The 17647-nt window shown below is 65.9% G+C and carries 15 protein-coding genes; 9 read left to right on the forward strand and 6 right to left on the reverse strand.

Annotated elements, in window-relative coordinates:
• Positions 1-15 precede the first annotated feature (15 nt).
• Positions 16-1911 carry an ABC transporter ATP-binding protein gene (locus VQ042_RS06995; protein ID WP_331816946.1) on the reverse strand — a complete coding sequence of 632 codons (1896 nt, stop codon included), beginning with the start codon at positions 1909-1911 and terminating at the stop codon, positions 16-18.
• Positions 1908-3779, reverse strand: a complete 1872-nt coding sequence (locus tag VQ042_RS07000; protein ID WP_331816948.1) for an ABC transporter ATP-binding protein — start codon at positions 3777-3779, stop codon at positions 1908-1910. Before VQ042_RS07000 ends, VQ042_RS06995 begins: the two co-directional genes overlap by 4 nt.
• Before the next feature lie 273 nt (positions 3780-4052).
• Here VQ042_RS07000 and VQ042_RS07005 point away from each other — a divergent pair, with 273 nt between their 5' ends.
• The 3 genes from VQ042_RS07005 to VQ042_RS07015 all read left to right on the forward strand — a co-directional run bounded on the left by VQ042_RS07005 (position 4053) and on the right by VQ042_RS07015 (position 6090).
• Positions 4053-4556 carry a tRNA (cytidine(34)-2'-O)-methyltransferase gene (locus VQ042_RS07005; protein WP_331816950.1) on the forward strand — a complete coding sequence of 168 codons (504 nt, stop codon included), beginning with the start codon at positions 4053-4055 and terminating at the stop codon, positions 4554-4556.
• 92 nt (positions 4557-4648) lie between these two features.
• Complete coding sequence (locus tag VQ042_RS07010) at positions 4649-4828, forward strand: hypothetical protein (protein WP_331816952.1); 180 nt, start codon at positions 4649-4651, stop codon at positions 4826-4828.
• A gap of 287 nt (positions 4829-5115) precedes the next feature.
• Complete coding sequence (locus tag VQ042_RS07015; RefSeq protein WP_331816954.1) at positions 5116-6090, forward strand: calcium/sodium antiporter; 975 nt, start codon at positions 5116-5118, stop codon at positions 6088-6090.
• 37 nt (positions 6091-6127) lie between these two features.
• Here the strand turns inward: VQ042_RS07015 and VQ042_RS07020 are convergent, their stop codons facing one another.
• The gene (locus tag VQ042_RS07020; protein ID WP_331816956.1) at positions 6128-6412 is read right to left on the reverse strand and encodes a hypothetical protein; all 285 of its coding nucleotides are present in this window, start codon (positions 6410-6412) and stop codon (positions 6128-6130) included.
• A 239-nt stretch (positions 6413-6651) separates the two neighbouring features.
• On the opposite strand from VQ042_RS07020, the gene hemF reads away from it, so the two are divergent.
• Complete coding sequence (hemF, locus tag VQ042_RS07025; protein ID WP_331816958.1) at positions 6652-7560, forward strand: oxygen-dependent coproporphyrinogen oxidase; 909 nt, start codon at positions 6652-6654, stop codon at positions 7558-7560.
• 88 nt (positions 7561-7648) lie between these two features.
• Positions 7649-7849, forward strand: a complete 201-nt coding sequence (locus VQ042_RS07030; protein ID WP_331816960.1) for a DUF1059 domain-containing protein — start codon at positions 7649-7651, stop codon at positions 7847-7849.
• Positions 7850-7908: 59 nt separating this feature from the next.
• On the opposite strand, the gene VQ042_RS07035 is transcribed toward VQ042_RS07030, so the two are convergent.
• The 3 genes from VQ042_RS07035 to VQ042_RS07045 are packed head-to-tail and all read right to left on the reverse strand — an operon-like array spanning position 7909 to position 10444.
• Positions 7909-9150 carry a CCA tRNA nucleotidyltransferase gene (locus VQ042_RS07035; protein ID WP_331816962.1) on the reverse strand — a complete coding sequence of 414 codons (1242 nt, stop codon included), beginning with the start codon at positions 9148-9150 and terminating at the stop codon, positions 7909-7911.
• A complete protein-coding gene (locus VQ042_RS07040) occupies positions 9147-9845 on the reverse strand; it encodes a CoA pyrophosphatase (protein ID WP_331816964.1) in 699 nt (232 codons plus the stop codon). The genes VQ042_RS07035 and VQ042_RS07040 overlap by 4 nt, the downstream gene beginning before the upstream one ends.
• The gene (locus tag VQ042_RS07045) at positions 9830-10444 is read right to left on the reverse strand and encodes a DUF1285 domain-containing protein (protein ID WP_331816965.1); all 615 of its coding nucleotides are present in this window, start codon (positions 10442-10444) and stop codon (positions 9830-9832) included. Before VQ042_RS07045 ends, VQ042_RS07040 begins: the two co-directional genes overlap by 16 nt.
• Positions 10445-10627: 183 nt before the next feature.
• Between VQ042_RS07045 and VQ042_RS07050 the strand changes: the two genes are divergently transcribed.
• Genes VQ042_RS07050 through VQ042_RS07065 form a run of 4 tightly spaced genes read left to right on the forward strand, consistent with a single transcriptional unit; the run spans position 10628 to position 17638 of the window.
• Positions 10628-11638 (forward strand): AAA family ATPase, encoded by a 1011-nt coding sequence (locus VQ042_RS07050; RefSeq protein WP_331816966.1) that lies wholly within the window; start codon positions 10628-10630, stop codon positions 11636-11638.
• Positions 11639-11646: 8 nt separating this feature from the next.
• Positions 11647-12573, forward strand: a complete 927-nt coding sequence (locus VQ042_RS07055; protein ID WP_331816967.1) for a DUF58 domain-containing protein — start codon at positions 11647-11649, stop codon at positions 12571-12573.
• On the forward strand, positions 12570-15443 hold the full coding sequence (locus VQ042_RS07060) for a DUF4159 domain-containing protein (protein WP_331816968.1): 2874 nt from the start codon (positions 12570-12572) through the stop codon (positions 15441-15443). Before VQ042_RS07055 ends, VQ042_RS07060 begins: the two co-directional genes overlap by 4 nt.
• Complete coding sequence (locus VQ042_RS07065; RefSeq protein ID WP_331816969.1) at positions 15440-17638, forward strand: hypothetical protein; 2199 nt, start codon at positions 15440-15442, stop codon at positions 17636-17638. Before VQ042_RS07060 ends, VQ042_RS07065 begins: the two co-directional genes overlap by 4 nt.
• Positions 17639-17647 lie beyond the last annotated feature (9 nt).

Raw genomic sequence — 17647 nt, forward strand, 5'->3', positions numbered from 1 at the left:
CGACGACCGTCACGACTACTGCGCCGCGTCTGCCTCGCCATAGAGGAACCCGCCGGACTGGCGCGCCCAGAGACTGGCATAGAGGCCGTGTCCGGCAACCAGCTCGGCGTGGGTCCCCTCCTCCACGATACGGCCCTTGTCGAGCACGATCAGGCGATCCATGGCTGCGAGGGTCGACAGACGATGGGCTATGGCGATCACGGTCTTGCCCTGCATCATTGCAGAGAGATTGTCCTGGATCGCAGCTTCGACTTGCGAATCGAGTGCCGAAGTCGCCTCGTCCAGCACAAGGATCGGAGCGTCCTTCAGAAGGACACGGGCGATGGCGATGCGCTGGCGCTGGCCGCCCGACAATTTGATACCGCGTTCGCCCACATGGGCGTCGTAGCCACTGCGGCCCTTGAGATCGCGCAGTCCGGGAATGAACTCCTCCGCACTGGCCCGCTCTGCCGCCGACAGGATGTCCCCGTCGTCGGCGCCCGGGCGGCCATAGGCGATGTTGTCGCGGATCGAGCGGTGCAGCAGCGATGTATCCTGCGTCACCACGCCGATCGCACCACGCAACGACGCCTGGGTGACGGAGGCGATATCCTGACCGTCGATCCAGATACGGCCGCCCTCGAGGTCGTAGAGGCGCAGCAGAAGATTGACGAGCGTCGTCTTGCCAGCGCCAGAGCGGCCGACGAGCCCGACCTTCTCGCCGGCCTTGATGGTGAGTGACAGGTCCTCGATGATACCGCCACCCGCGCCATAGTGGAACGTGACGTTCTCGTAGCGGATCTCCCCGCGGCTGGCCCGAAGCGGCTGGGCGTCCGGCCGGTCGACCAGCGCCGGTTGCGCCGTCACCGTGGCGACGGCGTCCTGGATGGTGCCGTAGTTGCGCACGAGGCCGTTGATGTTGAACATCATCCAGCCGGACATCTGGTTGAGGCGCAACACAAGGCCGAGCGCGGTGGCGACGCCGCCGGTGGTCACGCCTCCGGACTGCCAGCCCAGGATGGCAACCGCGCCGACGCCGGTCATCATCAGGCCGTTGAGGACGGCTACCGCGGTGCGCACGCCGGTGAGCGCCCTGGTCATGCGTCGCACGGCGTCCACAAGGTACGCGAAGCCGTCCTTCACGAAGGCATCCTCGCGGCGCGAGGAATCAAACAGCTTGACCGAGAGGATGTTGGTGAAGCTGTCGACGACGCGGCCGGAAACGACGGAACGCGCTTCAGCCGCCGCGCGACCGTTCTCGCGGATCTTCGGCAACAGGTTGCGGATGATCCAGGCGTAGCCCAGGGCCCAAAGGCCGAGCACCACTGCCATGCGCCAGTCGATGGCACCCAGGATGGTCACGGTCAGGATGATGAAGGTGACGAAGGACCAGAAGGTCTGGAGGATTGTCGTGATGAAGTCGCCGGTCGCCTGCCCGACCTGCTGCACCTTCTGCGACAGCCTGCCGGCAAAGTCGTTCTGGAAGAACGTGTAGGTCTGCTCCATCAGCCGGCGATAGCTCTGCCATCGGATCCGGTTGTAGAAGCTCGGCGAAATGACCTGCTCCTCCAGCACTGAAGAGACGAACAGCACGAGCGCACGGCCGATCAGCGTGAGGAAGGCCAGCACAGTGACCAGCCAGAAGTTCTCCGCGAAGAAGGTCGTGGGCGAGGAACGCTCCATGGCGTCGATCAGCCAGCCCACGCCGGTATACAGTGCGGCCTCGATAGCCCCGGTCAGCCCACCGGTCAGCAGCAGGGCCAAAAGTGGCCATTTCGCCTGGCGAGCGAAGTGCCAGATGAAGCGGTTCGTCTCCGACGGAAGCGGTTCCAGCTGGCCGGTGCGGTTGAGCCGTGCGTCCTCCCGATCCTCGCCCTGATCGTCGAAGGGGTCGAGCAGCGTCTCGAAACGCCGCAGAAACCGATCCATCATTCGGCGGCCCTCATGGCCGCCTTGGCAGCCTCGTCCGGATCCCCCAGCAGAAAGCCGCCGGTCTGACGCGCCCAGAGCTGTGCATAGAGTCCACCCCGCTCGATCAGTTCGGAATGGCTGCCCTCGTCGACGATGCGTCCGCGATCGAGAACGATCAGCCGGTCGAGGGCCGCGATCGTCGACAGGCGATGGGCGACGGCGATGACCGTCTTGCCCTCCATCAGCCGGTAGAGATTGCCGGCGATGGCCGCCTCGACTTCGGAGTCCAGCGCCGATGTCGCCTCGTCGAGCAGCAGGATCGGCGCGTCCTTGAGCATCACGCGCGCGATCGCGATACGCTGGCGCTGTCCGCCCGAAAGCTTCACCCCGCGTTCGCCGACCTCCGCATCGAGACCGCTGCGGCCCTCGATGTCGCGCAGTTCAGCGATGAAATCGGCTGCTTCGGCGCGCTCGATCGCTCGCAGGAGGTCGGCTTCGCTCGCGTCGGGGCGCCCGTAGAGAACGTTGTCGCGAATCGAACGATGCAGCAGCGAGGTGTCCTGTGTGACCATGCCGATCTGGCTGCGCAGCGATTCCTGCTTCACCGACGCGATGTCCTGACCATCGATCAGGATTCGTCCGGCTTCCACGTCATGGAAGCGCAAGAGGAGGTTGAGGATTGTCGACTTGCCGGCGCCGGAGCGTCCGACCAACCCGACCTTTTCGCCCGGCCGCACCGTCAGTTCGAAATCCTGCAGGACGCCGTCGCCCCGTCCGTAGTGAAAGGCCACCCGCTCGAAGGCAATCTCGCCGCGGTCGACGACGAGCGCCGGCGCGCTCCGCCGGTCGGTGATGGCGTGCGGAAGCGAGAATGTCGCCATGCCGTCCCGGATGGTGCCGATATTCTCGAACAGCGCCGAGACTTCCCACATGATCCATTGCGACATGCCGTTGATTCGCAGCACGAGGCCGATCGCCGCGGCGATCGCACCGACGCTGACAAGTTCGCCGAGCCATAGCCAAATCGACAGGGCGCCGACGGCGAAGAGCAACAGCGAGTTCAACGCATAAAGCGAGACATAGAAGAGGTTCACCAGCCGCATCTGGCCGTACACCGTGCCGAGGAAGCCGCGCATCGAGCGCTGGGCGTAATCGGCCTCTCGGCGGGTATGGGCGAACAGCTTGACGGTTGCGACATTGGCATAGGCGTCGACCACCCGGCCTGTCATCTCGGCGCGGGCATCGGCCTGACTCTGGGAAACCCGATCGAGGCGCGGGATAAAATACCACAGGATAAGAGCATAGATCGCGACCCAAACGGCGAACGGCAGCACCAGTCTCCAGTCGGCGGCCGCCACCAGGACGACGATCCCCGTAAAATACACGACCACATAGAGGAAGACGTCGATCGACTTCATCACCGTCTCGCGCACGGCGAGCGCGGTCTGCATCAGCTTGGTCGAGATACGGCCGGCGAACTCGTCCTGATAGAACCCCATCGAGTGGCCGAGCATCCAGCGATGCACTATCCAGCGGAAGCGCATGGGAAAGTTGCCGGCCAGTCCCTGAAAGGTCACGAGACCCTCCAGGAAGACGAGGCCCGGCAGCACGACCAGGACGACAACCGCCATCAGCGCCAGCGTCGTGCCGTTCTCGGCCATGAAGGTCTCGCGCGAAACCCCGGAGAACCAGTCGACGATCTCGCCCAGGAAGCCGAACAACGACACCTCGACGATCGCGATCAGCGAGGTCAGGACAGCGGTCGCCAGAAGCAGCGGCCAGACCGGCCTGGCGTAGAACCAGACGAAGCGGAAGAGACCGCCTTCCGGCGGCGTGGTCAGATCCTGCCGAGGGAACGGCTCGACCATTTTCTCGAACAACGAGAACATACGGGGTTTTCCAATCGAACTGACGGGCGATCATCGCCTCCTCGCACGACCGAACGATATCGCGATCCTGAGACGTAGCCCTGCCCCGGACGGCCAAGACCGCGGGACCATGAATGCAGATCTGTGATGCCGCGGACGCGACGCCCGGTGATGCCGGTCGGGCGCCCTCGGCGAGTTTGGGATATAGGGAACCAGCTACCGGTTTCACGGGGCGGTATGGCGGGTGCGAGTGACAGCATTGTGAGGATCGAATCACAAGAACAACCGAGGAGGTTGGGGGCGCAGCTCTCGATCGCGCTTTACCAACCCGACATTGCCGGCAACACCGGTACGATTCTGCGGCTGGGCGCATGCCTGGGGCTGCCGGTGGAAGTGATCGAGCCGGCCGGCTTCGATCTTTCCGACAGAGCCCTCAAGCGTGCCGGCATGGATTACGTTGCGATGTCGCAACTTGTGAGACATCTGGATTTTTCCACGTTCGAAAAGGCACGGCGCACGTGTGGTCGGCGCCTCGTACTTTTGTCGACCCAAGGGCAGACTCGCTACACGGACTTTCGATACACGGCGGGAGACATCCTGTTGTTCGGACGCGAGAGCGCGGGCGTTCCCGAAGCCATCCACCGCGTTGTCGATGCGACTGTGACCATCCCGATGGACGGCGGTGGCCGCTCACTCAATCTGGCAGTCGCCGTCGGCATGGCCGCAGGAGAGGCACTCCGACAATTGCGCTGGGCGGGCGATCTTGTGACAGATTCGACATCGTTAGCATCCGATTAAGCAAATCAGCGCAATATTAGGAACCGACCAGCAGAAGGCACGTTGTTTGTCCAGCGTGACAACTTTATCTTCTCAAGCAAAAAGGCCATCCGATGAGTGACCTGGCTAGAACACTGTCGAACAAACATCGGCAGTCGGAAGTCGCTCGATTCCTGCAGCACCTGCCGACCTTCACGGTTCCGCCGCAACTGCCGAAGTCGCTGTGCGAACAGCTTGAACGCCTGCAGACCGCCGAGACTGCGATGCGCGAGTCCGGTTCAAACTCCCGATGACACCCCCATTTCCAGCCATGTGCTGCTCTAGCATAGCGGCCATTCAACTGTGTTGTGCTCTCGCCTCTCACGACCTGTCCAGGACAAGCTGAGCATCAGTCATGTGCGGTACCCGGTCCAGTAACTGAAGCTCACGACGCCCCTCCGTCGACTTATCGCCGCGATGCTCTGCGCTTTTCCTCTGCGCTGCGTGTTGGCGTTGCATGACACCATTCCCACATGCGGGCGGACAAACCCTGCTACGGACACAGTCAGGGTCTCGCTCATGACAAGGGAATGAGGGAACGGTGCAGATCTTCTGGGACTTGGCGTATCTGATTTCAGGCGCGTTGCTGTTGTTCGGAGGCGGTGAGTCACTTGTTCGAGGCAGTGTCGCAATTGCGACGCGCTACGGCATATCGAAAATCGTCGTCGGGTTGGTCATCGTCGGTTTCGGAACCTCTGCCCCCGAACTCCTCGTCTCCGTACAGGCAGCGCTCGCCGGGTCGCCCGACATATCCATCGGCAACGTCGTGGGCTCCAACATCGCAAATATTCTCCTGATCATCGGTGCAGCGGGACTGATCGCGCCGATCTGCAACCGCGATCCCGCCATCCGGCGCGACCTCGTCGTGATGGTAGCCGTCTCGCTCATTGCGGTCGGCATCTTTCTCAGCGGCGAAGTCAGTCGATTGACGGGCGCCGCGCTTCTGGCGGTTCTCGCGATCTATCTGGGCGCCACGTATGTGCTGGAGCAGCGCAGGCGCAGCCACGCCAAGGGCACAACACGGGAGGCCCCGGACCACGGCGACGATGATGCCGGCAGCCCGCCCCTTGCGTTTCTGCCGGCAGCTTTGTTCGTCATCGCCGGCATCGTGATGCTGGTAGTCGGCGCACGGCTGATGGTGACCGGCGCGGTTGGAATTGCCCGCGACTTCGGGATTTCGGAAGCCGTGATCGGCGTGACCGTCGTTGCGATCGGCACATCGCTACCGGAACTGGCAACCGCTGTCATCGCTGGCTTGCACCGGCAGTCCCAGGTGGTTCTGGCCAACGTCGTCGGCTCGAACATCTTCAACATCCTCAGCATTCTCGGCGTAGCCGCGCTCGTCGCGCCGATCCACGTCTCCTCACGCTTTGCGATCTGGGACGGGCCATTCATGGCAGCGATCGCAGCGGCGATGCTGATCTATCTGTTTGCTTTCCAAACGATCAGCCGGTGGACAGCCGCCGTCATGCTGGCCGCCTATGCCGGATATATCGCGATACAGGCAGGGCTCTGAGGGCGGGCATGCAGTCCAGCAGGGCATGCCCGGATCGTCAGTCGGCGCTGGGCAGTCGGCGCATGGTGAACTCGATGTCGCCTTCCGGCAAGGTTCGCCAGCTTTCGACCGATGTCCAATAGGCAGCCTTCGGGTAGCGATCGAGCCATTCGCGTGCCTTCGTGCGGGCAGCTTCGCGCGGCAGGGTGAAGGTCTCGCGCACGAAGCTGTCGCCGCCGGCACCCGGCATTCTTGCAGCGTCGCGGCCGACACCGCGAGAGTTGCGCGTGCGCTGGAGTTGCCGGGAAAGGCCACCGAGGGGCGGCGGGGTCAGCCGGGACATGCTCGTCGTCTCTCGAAGTACCGATCGTCAGGAAATGCAAGATAGCGGGTGGCGAACGCTTTTGCGAATCGCTGGATGACGGCACAACGGAGTATCGTCGCCTCGTCATGAGGTTGGCGTTTTGCAGTGCGACGCCAGATGTCGTGCCTGTAAGGACCTGCCGCGCCCCCGTCGAGACCCTGCGCGGCTGCCAGACTGTCAGCGCGGGCTTGCCCGCCATACCGAAAAGAGTGCGTTGCATGGAACGGCCGAACCTGCCCGAGGGGCTTCCCGCAGACATCGAGACCAAGAAGGCGACGGCGCAGGCATGGTTCGAAGCGCTGCGCGACCGCCTCTGCAAGGTCTTCGAGGAAATCGAGGACGGCTTCGGCGAGGAGACCGGGCTGGAACCGGGCCGCTTCGTGCAGACCGAATGGTCGCGTGAGGACGATGGCGGCGGCGGCCTGATGTCGATGATGCACGGTCGGGTCTTCGAGAAGATCGGCGTCCACACATCGACGGTGCATGGCGAGTTCTCGCCCGAATTCCGCAAGCAGATCCCGGGCGCCGAGGAGGACCCGACCTTCTGGGCTTCCGGCATTTCGCTGATTGCCCACATGCGCAATCCGAATGTGCCGGCCGTCCACATGAACACCCGCATGGTCGTCACGTCGCGGCAATGGTTCGGCGGCGGCGCCGACCTGACCCCGACGCTCGACCGGCGCCGCACGGACGAGGACCGTGACACTCGGGCCTTCCACAAGGCGCTGCAATTCGTCTGCGATCGCCATTCGAACGTCGCCGACTACGCCAAGTTCAAGGAATGGTGCGACACCTATTTCTACCTGCCGCATCGCGACGAGCCACGCGGCGTTGGCGGCATCTTCTACGACTGGCTGCATTCCTCGGACGAGGCCGGCGGCTGGGATGCGGACTTCGCTTTCACCCGCGACGTCGGCAAGGCGTTCCTGGTGGTCTATCCCCACATCGTCCGGCAGAACATCACCGAGCCCTTTACCGAGGCCGATCGCGAGGAACAGCTCATCCGGCGCGGGCGCTACGTCGAATACAACCTCCTGTATGACCGGGGCACGCTGTTCGGGCTGAAGACCGGCGGCAATGTGAACTCGATCCTCTCCTCCATGCCACCCGTGGTGAAGTGGCCCTAGGCAGCACTCAAATTCTTCGTTGAATATGAACTGTTTAAATGATCGGGCGTTCTACCTATTCTAGTCGTGACGGATCAGGGAGGATCTCATGTATGAACTGGATTGTGCAGGCGTAATTCCCGGCTGCAGACGCGTCATCCGAGCCGAGTCCGAGGCCGAAGTCGTTCGCAGGGCGGTTGTCCAAGCCCGGCAGTTCGGCGTCGAGCACATCTCGCCGGGCATGCTCGATGCCATGCGAACCAAGATGCGCGAACAGGTCGACGAGCGGCGATCGGCGACTTTTGCGTAACGAAAAAGCGGGCACTCGGCCCGTTTTTTTTGTGCACGTCACCTGGCCGACGATGGTGGTCAGACCCGTTCCAGGAGGCTATCGCGTCCGAGAACAAACCCGCTGCTTGCCCAGAGCCTGCGCAGCCGGTCGAGGGTCCGGCCCATTTCCGGTCCCGGCGAAATGCCCGCAGATTTCAGGTCGTCACCACTGACCGGGAATGCCGGCGGTGCGAAATTGCGCGCAACGTCCAGCTGACCGGTGAGCTGAGCCATTGCCTCGAGCGTCTCGGCCGAAGCCCCTGCTTTGGCGCGCGCCGCTGCGACACCGAGGCGCAACCGATCGGTTATCGCAGCGCGGTCGCCGAAATACAGCCGGGCGCGGAAGGCGGAATCGCTCTCCTCGGGTTTCGCCGGTTCGGCGACCGCGAAACCGACGATGCGGTTGCGGTCGGCATTCGACAGTTTCAGCCGCTCGGCCATCTGGGTCAGGCGCGCGGCGTCCGGCGGCACGATGGCGGCGAGCCGCAGCATCGGATCGGCCGACCAGCCGAAGGCCCGTTCACTTTCGACCAGGGAATGGATCGCGTCGATGCCCCAGCGCTCGCTCTCGGGCAGGATGCGGGTCAGCACACCGGTCTGACGCATCCACAGGAGCGCCCGCGACGGATTGGGCGCAGCCAGCAGCTTCTTCAGTTCTGTCCAGACACGCTCGGCTGACAGGCCGTCCAGCCCCTCCTTCAGCCGTGTCGCCGCTCGAATGCCCGCCGCGTCCGGCCGCCCTTCCCCATACCAGGCGAAGAAGCGGAAGAAGCGCAGGATGCGCAGATAATCCTCGCGAATCCGGGTCTCGGAATCCCCGATGAAGCGAAGGGTCCGGCTGTCGAGATCGGCCCGGCCGCCGACGAGATCGACGATGCTGCCGTCGGCACGGGCGTAGAGCGCATTGATGGTGAAGTCCCGGCGCTCGGCGTCGGCCTGCCAGTCTCGCCCGAAATGCACGATCGCGCGCCGGCCATCCGTCTCGATGTCGCGGCGCAGCGTCGTCACCTCGTACGCTCGCTCGGTCGTCACGACGGTGACCGTGCCGTGCTCGATGCCCGTCGGGACAGCCCGAAAGCCGGCCGCCTCGACGCGCCGTACGGTCTCCTGCGGCAGCGTCGTCGTGGCGACGTCGATGTCGGTGACGGCCTGGTCGAGAACCGAGTTGCGCACGGCACCGCCGACGACCCGCGCCTCCTCGCCATCGGCCGACAGCGTCGCCAGCAGCGTCTGCAGGGCCGGCGTCGTCAGCCAGTCTGCCTCGATCGTCGTGGCGGTCATGCGTAGAGTCCTTCGTACAATGTGCGAATGATGCCGGCGGTGACGCCCCAGATGAAGCGCTCGCCAAAGGGCATCACGTAGTAGCGCCGCTCGATGCCCTGCCAGACGCGGCTTTCCTCGCGATGGTTCGCCGCGCTCATCAGGAAGCCCAGCGGCACCTCGAAGACGTCCTGCACCTCATCGGGATTGGCGGCAAGGGCAAAGCCCGGCCGCACGATCGCAACGACCGGCGTGATCCGGAAGCCGGTGGTGGTGAGATAGCGCGGCAGCCGGCCGACCGGTTCCACATGTCCCGGATCGAGGGCGATCTCCTCGACGCTCTCGCGGATCGCGGCGGCTTCCGGCGACGCATCTTCGGGGTCGACGGAACCGCCGGGAAAGGCGATCTGGCCCGAATGCTTGCGCAGATGCGCGGTGCGCGTGGTTAAGATCACGGTTGCGCCATCACCGCGGTCGACCACCGGCACGAGCACGGCGGCCTCCCGCGCCCGATCACGCTCCATCAATTGCACGAGATCGGGGTTGAGCAGGTGGTCGCCAAATTCGCGGCTCGGCGCGCCATCCCCCACCCAGCCACGTTGGGCAATCCGTGCGCGCAGATCGGCGGCGGTGAACCCGGCATAGCTGTCGGAACCTGCAGCGGCGACAGTTCCATATCCGGACGTATCGGACAGCACGATCAGGATCCACCGCATGTGGCGGGGATGTCGAATTCTGCGCCGCCCGAGCGCACGAACCGGCGCGTCCCTTCGGTCTCGACATGGTCGGCGAGGTCGAAGGCGAGAGCCCGCGTCAGCCGTGCCTCCAGCCGGCCGCGAACCGTGACATAGGGTCGGAACTCGCCGTTCTCGCCAATGTTGAACCGCATCGGATTGTCCGGCCCGGCGGCGCAGATGTCGCCGACATCGGTGCGAAAGGTCAGCAGCGGCACACCGTCGCGCACCTCCCGATTCATCTCCACGGCCTGGAAATGCGCGTCCTCGACTGTGATGCCGAGCTTTTCCACAGGCGTGACGAGATAGGTCCGGCCGTCTGGATCCTTCCGCAGGACCGTGGCGAACAGGCGCACAAGCGCCGGACGGGTAATCGGAGAGCCATTGTAGCTCCAGCGTCCGTCGGCATGGATCACCATGTCGATGTCGCCGCAGTATTCCGGATCCCAGCGCTCCACCGGCGGAGCGCCCTTGCCCGCACGCTCTGCACGGGCGACAAGGGCCGCCAGGCTGGTGCCGGCCTGCGTTGCCGGCGCGCTGCCGGTTGCGTCGTCCTGCGGGTCGCTGAGCTGGTGCGGCAATGGGTCCTCCGATCGGGATTCGTCTTATTTTGGCCGGCCTTCGCAGTCACGAAATAGTTGCTCATCGCCAGCTTGCCAGGAGTCCCGGTGGCCGATTTGATGGCCGGAAGCGGGCGCGCGCCGGCGATCATGAGCAGATGCAGATCTGGCCATTCCCCTCGATACCCGACGGAGACCGTTTCGATGACGATGATGAAGCCCGAGGAGGAGACCCTCAGCGAGGACGCCATCGTGGGACTGGCCGAGACGGCGCTTGCCGACATTGCCAAGGTCCGCGAATCGGTCGGACGGGTCATCTTCGGCCAGGAAAGCGTCGTCGAGCAGAGCCTCATCGCGATCCTTTCGGGCGGCCATGCGCTTCTCGTCGGCGTGCCGGGCCTTGCCAAGACCAAGCTGGTCGACACGCTCGGCCTCTCCCTCGGTCTCGATGCCCGGCGCATCCAGTTCACGCCCGACCTGATGCCATCCGATATCGTCGGCACCGAGGTGATGGACCAGGACGAGACCGGCCGACGCTCGTTCCGCTATGTGAAGGGTCCGGTCTTCGCCCAACTCCTGATGGCCGACGAGATCAACCGCGCCTCGCCGCGCACCCAGTCGGCGCTCCTGCAGTCGATGCAGGAATATCACGTGACCGTCGCAGGCGAGCGGCATGATCTGCCCAAGCCTTTCCATGTCCTGGCAACCCAGAATCCGCTGGAGCAGGAAGGCACCTACCCGCTGCCCGAAGCCCAGCTCGACCGCTTTCTGATGCAGGTCGACGTGTTCTATCCCGATCTGGAAGCCGAGCGCCGGATTCTGCTGGAGACCACCGGCGGGGCCGATCACGTGGCCGAGCCGGTGATGACGTCCGACCGCCTGCGCGAGATCCAGACGCTGGTGCGCCGCATGCCGGTCGCCGAAAACGTCGTCGACGCCATCTTGCGGCTCGTGCGCTCGGCCCGGCCGGGCAACGGCCACAAGGAGGCGGACGCCCATATCGCCTGGGGCCCCGGCCCTCGCGCCAGCCAGGCGCTGATGACCTGTGTGCGCGCCCGCGCCCTGTATGACGGCCGCTTCGCTCCGTCGGTCGACGACGTCATGGCGCTGGCGGAGCCGATCCTGCAGCACCGTATGGCGCTGAACTTTTCGGCCCGCGCCGAGGGCATGAACGTGCGCGACGTCATCGGCGCGCTGAAGCGCGACGTGGCGTAGGGCCCGGCATGCGGATCGGATCCACCGTCGACCTGACAACCGCACCGGCCGCGCTCGCGCGATCGCGCCAGCGCGCGGCGCTGATGCCCGACCTTCTGGTCGAGGCACGGCGCGTGGTCTCGACCGTGATCGCCGGTTGGCACGGGCGGCGCAGGCGTGGCGTCGGCGAGAATTTCTGGCAGTTCCGTCCATTCGTCGAGGGCGAACCGGTGTCGCGCATCGACTGGCGCCGCTCGGCCCGCGACGATCATGTCTATCTGCGCGACCGGGAGTGGGAGGCCGCCCAGACCGTCTGGCTGTGGGCCGATCCGTCGCCGTCCATGCGCTTCATGTCCAGTGCGGCGCAGGCATCGAAGGAATCGCGCGCGCTGGTCATCGTGCTGGCACTCGCCGAGATCCTGTCGCGCTCGGGTGAGCGCATCGGCTATCCTGGCGTCGTCGATCCGATATCGGCGCGCAATGCCGCCGAACGCATCGCCGGTGCGCTGCTCAGCCGGCGCCCCGACGACCCGTTCCCGCCGGACGATCGCCTGAAACGCTTCACGGAACTGGTGATCGTCAGCGATCTCCTCGATCCGGTGGACGAGGTCGTTGCCCGCATCGACCGGCTCGGCCGGCGCGGCATTCGCGGGCATGTCGTGATGATCTCGGACCCGGCTGAAGAAATGTTTCCCTATGCCGGCCGGACCAAATTCCGCGATCCCGAAACCGGCGCCACGCTGACCGCCGGGCGCGCCGAGACCCTGCGCGAGGACTATGCCACCCTGTACCGGGCGCGGCGCGAGCACATCGCCGAACATTGCCGCCGGCTCGGCTGGAGCTTCATCCCCCATCGCACCGACCATCTGGCTTCGGAAGTGCTGGTCGCCGTCCACGGCCGGTTGAGTGGCGCACCGCAGGCGGTCGCGCCGCGGGCATCCGGGGCATCGGCATGATCGGCGGGCTGGCACTTTCCTTCGGTGCGCCGCTCGTGCTGTTCGGGCTCCTGGCGCTGCCGGCGATCTGGTGGCTTCTGAAGCTGACGCCGCCGCGGCCGCAGTTGGAAACCTTTCCACCGATGCGCATCCTCGAACGGGTGCTGAAGCGCGAGGAAACGCCATCCAAGAGCCCGTGGTGGCTGACGCTGCTGCGCCTGCTGCTCGCGGCGCTGATCATCTTCGCCCTCGCCGCCCCGACCCTTAATCCGCGCGAAGGCCAGTTGTCGGGGACCGGTCTGCTGGCGCTGATGGTCGACAATGGCTGGGCCAGTGGCGGTGATTTCGATGCACGGCGTACGGCGGCGGAAGAGCTGATCCGCGAAGCCGGCGAAGCCGGGAGACCGGTTTCGCTTGCCTTCACGGCGGAGGGTCAGGCTGACGACGCGACGCCGGTCGAGGCATCGGCGGCGCTCGAACGTCTTGCGGCAGCCGCGCCGCGCCCGATCCCCACCGATCGTGCGGCGGCGGCCGAACGCATCGCGACAGCGCTGGCCGGCAATGGAGTCGGCTCGCTGGCCTTTGTCGCCGACGGCCTCGATGCCAACGGAACCGAAGCTGCCAGCCGCAGCCTGGCGGCGCTCTCACCCTCGCAAGCCATCGTCTATGCGCCCGAGATCGACGGCCTCGTCGGCCTGACCGGCGCCGACAACTCGACGGAGGCGCTTGTCGTCCAGGCCGTCCGTCCCGGTGCCGAGGCTGAGTCCCGCAGCTTCGACATTCGCGCGATTGATGCCCAGGAGCGCGAGATCGGGCGCACAACGCTGGATTTCGACGCCGGATCCGGCAGTGCCGAAGCCCGCTTCGCAATCCCCGTAGAACTGCGCAACGATATCGCCCGGCTGGAAATCGAGGGTGCCGGAACGGCCGGCGCCGTGCGGCTGGTCGACGACAGTTTCCAGCGGCGGCGCGTGGCGCTGGTCTCGGGTGAATCGTCGGATCTGGCGCAGCCGCTGCTCTCGCCGCTCTACTACATCACCCGCGCGCTGGAGCCCTTCGCCGACATCGTGCGCCCGGAGAGCGCCAACCTTGCCGAATCCATTCCCGCGCTGATCGCGCGCCGACCCTCGGTGATCGTCCTCGCCGATATCGGCATCCTTCCGGACAACGCCCGCGAGGCGCTACAGGGCTTCGTCGCGGATGGCGGCTATCTCCTGCGCTTTGCCGGTCCGCGGCTTGCTGCCGCTCCCGGCGACGACACGCTGGTACCCGTGCGCCTGCGCACCGGCGAGCGTCAACTCGGCGGCGCGATGTCGTGGTCGGAGCCCCAGAAGATCGCTCCGATGCCGGACGACGAACCCTTTGCCGGGATCGAGGTACCGCAGGACGTCACCGTGACCCGCCAGATCCTCGCCGAACCGGCGGCAGACCTGGCCGAGCGGACATGGGCGAGCTTGGCAGACGGCACACCGCTGGTCACCGCCGAAACGGTCGGCGCGGGCACCATCGTCCTTTTCCACGTCACAGCCGAAGCGACCTGGTCGAACCTGCCGATCTCCGGCGCCTTCGTTGAGATGCTGCGACGGATCGTGACCCTGTCGCGGGCCGGAGCCAGCACCAGCGAGGGTCGCACTGCCGCCGACAGCCTGCCACCCTATCGCATGCTCGACGGTCAGGGCCGCCTCACCAGCCCAAGTGCCGACGTGCAGCCGCTTCAGCCCGTCGCCGACGGCGACCAGCCGGTGACGCGCGAGAACCCGCCCGGTCTCTATGGCAGCGAGGAAGGCTACCTTGCCCACAATCTCCTGACGGCAAATGCCGAATTGCGAGCGCTTCCGGAGCTGGATCTCGGGGCTCCGATCGAGGCGCGTGGCTATGGCGGCGCAGAAGCGGTCGATCTCGCGCCCTGGCTGTTTGCAGCCGCGCTCGTCCTGTTCGCGCTCGATGCGCTGGCCCTGCTCTGGCTGAACGGCGCCGCCACCCGCATCGGCAGTGCCGTGGCGGGCCGCCGCGCCAGCGCGCTTCCAGCAATCCTGCTCGCTGTGGCACTCGGGGGAATGGCTGCAACGCCCGACGCCCGCGCACAGGAGCCAACGACAGCCGAGCCTGTCCCAGCCGAGGAAACCGCCGACGCCCTCGATGTCGAGCGGGCGATCCAGGCGACGGAAACCACTCACCTCGCCTATGTGCTCACCGGTGACGAGGCCACCGACGAGATCTCGCGGCAGGGCCTGTCGGGCCTGTCGCAATACATCACGGCCAAGACGGCCCTGGAGCCGGGCGAGCCGATGGGCGTCGACATTGCCACCGACGAGCTCGCCTTCTTCCCGATCATCTACTGGCCGATCGATCCTGCGGCGCCGATGCCGACCGAAGCTGCGGTCAGCCGTATCGACGCCTACATGAAACAGGGCGGCACAGTGCTGTTCGACGTGGCGGACGATCCGATCTCCGGTCTGTCGGGCGGCAGTGTCTCCGCCGGCCAGGGGCGTCTGCGCGACATCCTCGCCGATCTCGACGTGCCGCCGCTCGACCCGGTCCCGTCGGACCACGTCCTGACCAAGGCCTTCTACATGCTCGACGATTTTCCCGGCCGCCACACCGGCTCCCAATTGTGGGTGGAATCGCTGGTGGGTGATGGCGAGGGTGGTGCCCGGCCTGCCCGAGGCGGCGACGGCGTGTCCTCGATCATGATCACATCCAACGATTTCGCCAGCGCCTGGGCCGTCGACAGTCAGGGGCTGTTCCTCTTCCCGACGGATTCCGCCGATCCGTCGCAGCGCGAATACGCCTATCGGGCGGGCGTCAACATCGTGATGTATGTGCTGACCGGCAACTACAAGGCCGACCAGGTGCATGTGCCGGCGCTTCTGGAAAGGCTGGGCCAATGAGCTGGTCCGTCGACTTCGCGCCGTTCTTTTCCTGGACGGTGATCGCCCTCCTCGCGGTGCCGGCCGTGCTGCTGGCTCTTGGTCTGGTCGTCGCCCGCATTCGCGGCGCGCTGGTACGCATCGTCGCCATCGCGGCGCTGTTGCTGGCGATCATGAACCCCGTCGTCCTGCAGGAGGAACGCGATCCGCTGAAGAGCGTGGTCGCGCTCGTCGTGGACAGCAGCCAGAGCCAGACCATCGGCGAGCGCACGGCCCAGGCCGATGCAGCGGAAGCGGCGCTGAAGGACAGCCTCGCCCGCTATCCCGAATTCGAGGTTCGCACGGTCGAGGCAAGGTCCGGCGCGTCGCCCGCAGACGGTGCCACAACGGCGCTGTTCGGCGCCCTCTCGGGCGCTCTCAAGGACGTGGCGCCGGCCCGAGTCGCCGGCGCCATCATGGTGACGGACGGGCAGATCCACGACATCCCGGCCGAGGCCCAGGCGCTCGGCTTCGATGCTCCCGTCCATGGCCTGATCACCGGGCAGCCGGACGAGTTCGACCGGCGGATCGAGATCACCACCAGCCCGCGCTTCGGGCTCGTCGACGAGGACCAGCGGNCGCTCGGCTTCGATGCTCCCGTCCATGGCCTGATCACCGGGCAGCCGGACGAGTTCGACCGGCGGATCGAGATCACCACCAGCCCGCGCTTCGGGCTCGTCGACGAGGACCAGCGGCTGCGTTACCGTGTCCTGGAAGACGGACCCGACGCATCCGACCAGCCCGTCGAGGTCCAGTTGTTCCTGAATGGCGATCTGGTCTCGCGCGAGAGCGTGCGCCCCGGCGCGGATGCCGAACTCTTGTTCCAATTGCCGCGCGCCGGCAAGAACATCCTCGAACTGGTCGCCGCGCGCGCGCCGGACGAGATCACCCCGGTGAACAATCGGGCGATCGCGGTCGTCGACGGCATTCGCGAAAACCTGCGGGTGCTCCTGGTCTCGGGCGAGCCCCATGCCGGCGAGCGCACCTGGCGCAACCTCCTCAAATCCGACGCTGCGGTCGATCTCGTCCATTTTACCATCCTGCGGCCACCGGAAAAGCAGGACGGCACGCCGATCGACCAGCTGTCCCTCATCGCCTTTCCGACGCGCGAACTCTTCGTCGAGAAGATCGACGATTTCGACCTGATCATCTTCGATCGCTATCAGGAGCGCGGCGTGCTGCCTTCGCTCTATTTCGACTACATCGCGCAATACGTGCAAAACGGCGGCGCGATGCTGATCGCTTCGGGGCCGGAATATGCCAGCCCGGAAAGCGTTGCGCGCACGCCGCTGCAGTCGATCCTGCCGGCACTGCCCACCGGCGACATCGAGCAGAGCGCCTTCCGGCCGCAGATCTCCGATATCGGACGAAAGCACCCGGTGACGCGCAACCTGCCAGGCTCGGCCAGCGAACCCCCGGATTGGAGCCGCTGGTTCCGCTCCATCGACGTGGGTGAGACGCAGGGCGAGACGGTGATGGACGGGCCGGATGGCAAGCCGTTGCTGGTGCTCGATCGGGTCGGCGAAGGCCGGATTGCCCTGCTCCTGTCGGATCAGGAATGGCTCTGGTCGCGCGGCTTCGAAGGCGGAGGCCCGCATGTGGCGCTGTTCCGGCGCCTCGCCCACTGGCTGATGAAGGAGCCGGAATTGGAGGAAGAGGCGCTGAACGCCGAGGCCCGTGGTTCCGACCTCGTCGTGACGCGCCAGACCATCGGCGACGCGCCCGGCACCGCAACAGTCCTGACGCCTTCGGGTGCGGCGGTGACGCTGCCCCTGAACGAGGTCGGCGCCGGCCGCTATGAAGGCGTCCTGGAGACCGATGAACTCGGCCTGTTCCAGGCCGCCAATGGCGATCTGCGGGCGCTGGCGAATGTCGGACCGGTCAATCCCCGCGAATATCGCGAGGCGATCTCCACCGGCGAGAAGCTGCAGCCCCTCGCCGATGCCACGCGCGGCAGCGTGCGCCGCATCGGCGATGCGGACGGCGACGTCACCGTGCCCCGCATCGTGCCGGTCAGCGGACGGGCCAATGCCGACGGTCGCGACTGGATCGGCCTGAGGACCACCGACGAAACGGTGCTGCGCGGCGTCGACCGCACACCGCTCTTCGCCGGCTTCCTTGGTCTTGCCGTTCTGCTCATGGCGCTCTCCGCGACGTGGTACCGCGAGGGACGGTAAGAGGGCGTC

Origin of the sequence: Aurantimonas sp. A2-1-M11 (genome assembly GCF_036549475.1) — a bacterium.
Taxonomy (GTDB): Bacteria; Pseudomonadota; Alphaproteobacteria; order Rhizobiales; family Rhizobiaceae; genus Aurantimonas.

Bases quoted from the DNA above. Each gene is read 5' to 3' on its own strand.
- VQ042_RS06995 (WP_331816946.1), bottom strand. From the start codon at position 1,911: ATGATGGATCGGTTTCTGCGGCGTTTCGAGACGCTGCTCGACCCCTTC.
- VQ042_RS07000 (WP_331816948.1), bottom strand. From the start codon at position 3,779: ATGTTCTCGTTGTTCGAGAAAATGGTCGAGCCGTTCCCTCGGCAGGAT.
- VQ042_RS07040 (WP_331816964.1), bottom strand. From the start codon at position 9,845: ATGCGGTGGATCCTGATCGTGCTGTCCGATACGTCCGGATATGGAACT.
- VQ042_RS07035 (WP_331816962.1), bottom strand. From the start codon at position 9,150: ATGACCGCCACGACGATCGAGGCAGACTGGCTGACGACGCCGGCCCTG.
- VQ042_RS07010 (WP_331816952.1), top strand. From the start codon at position 4,649: ATGAGTGACCTGGCTAGAACACTGTCGAACAAACATCGGCAGTCGGAA.
- VQ042_RS07060 (WP_331816968.1), top strand. From the start codon at position 12,570: ATGATCGGCGGGCTGGCACTTTCCTTCGGTGCGCCGCTCGTGCTGTTC.
- VQ042_RS07030 (WP_331816960.1), top strand. From the start codon at position 7,649: ATGTATGAACTGGATTGTGCAGGCGTAATTCCCGGCTGCAGACGCGTC.
- VQ042_RS07020 (WP_331816956.1), bottom strand. From the start codon at position 6,412: ATGTCCCGGCTGACCCCGCCGCCCCTCGGTGGCCTTTCCCGGCAACTC.
- hemF (WP_331816958.1), top strand. From the start codon at position 6,652: ATGGAACGGCCGAACCTGCCCGAGGGGCTTCCCGCAGACATCGAGACC.
- VQ042_RS07050 (WP_331816966.1), top strand. From the start codon at position 10,628: ATGACGATGATGAAGCCCGAGGAGGAGACCCTCAGCGAGGACGCCATC.
- VQ042_RS07055 (WP_331816967.1), top strand. From the start codon at position 11,647: ATGCGGATCGGATCCACCGTCGACCTGACAACCGCACCGGCCGCGCTC.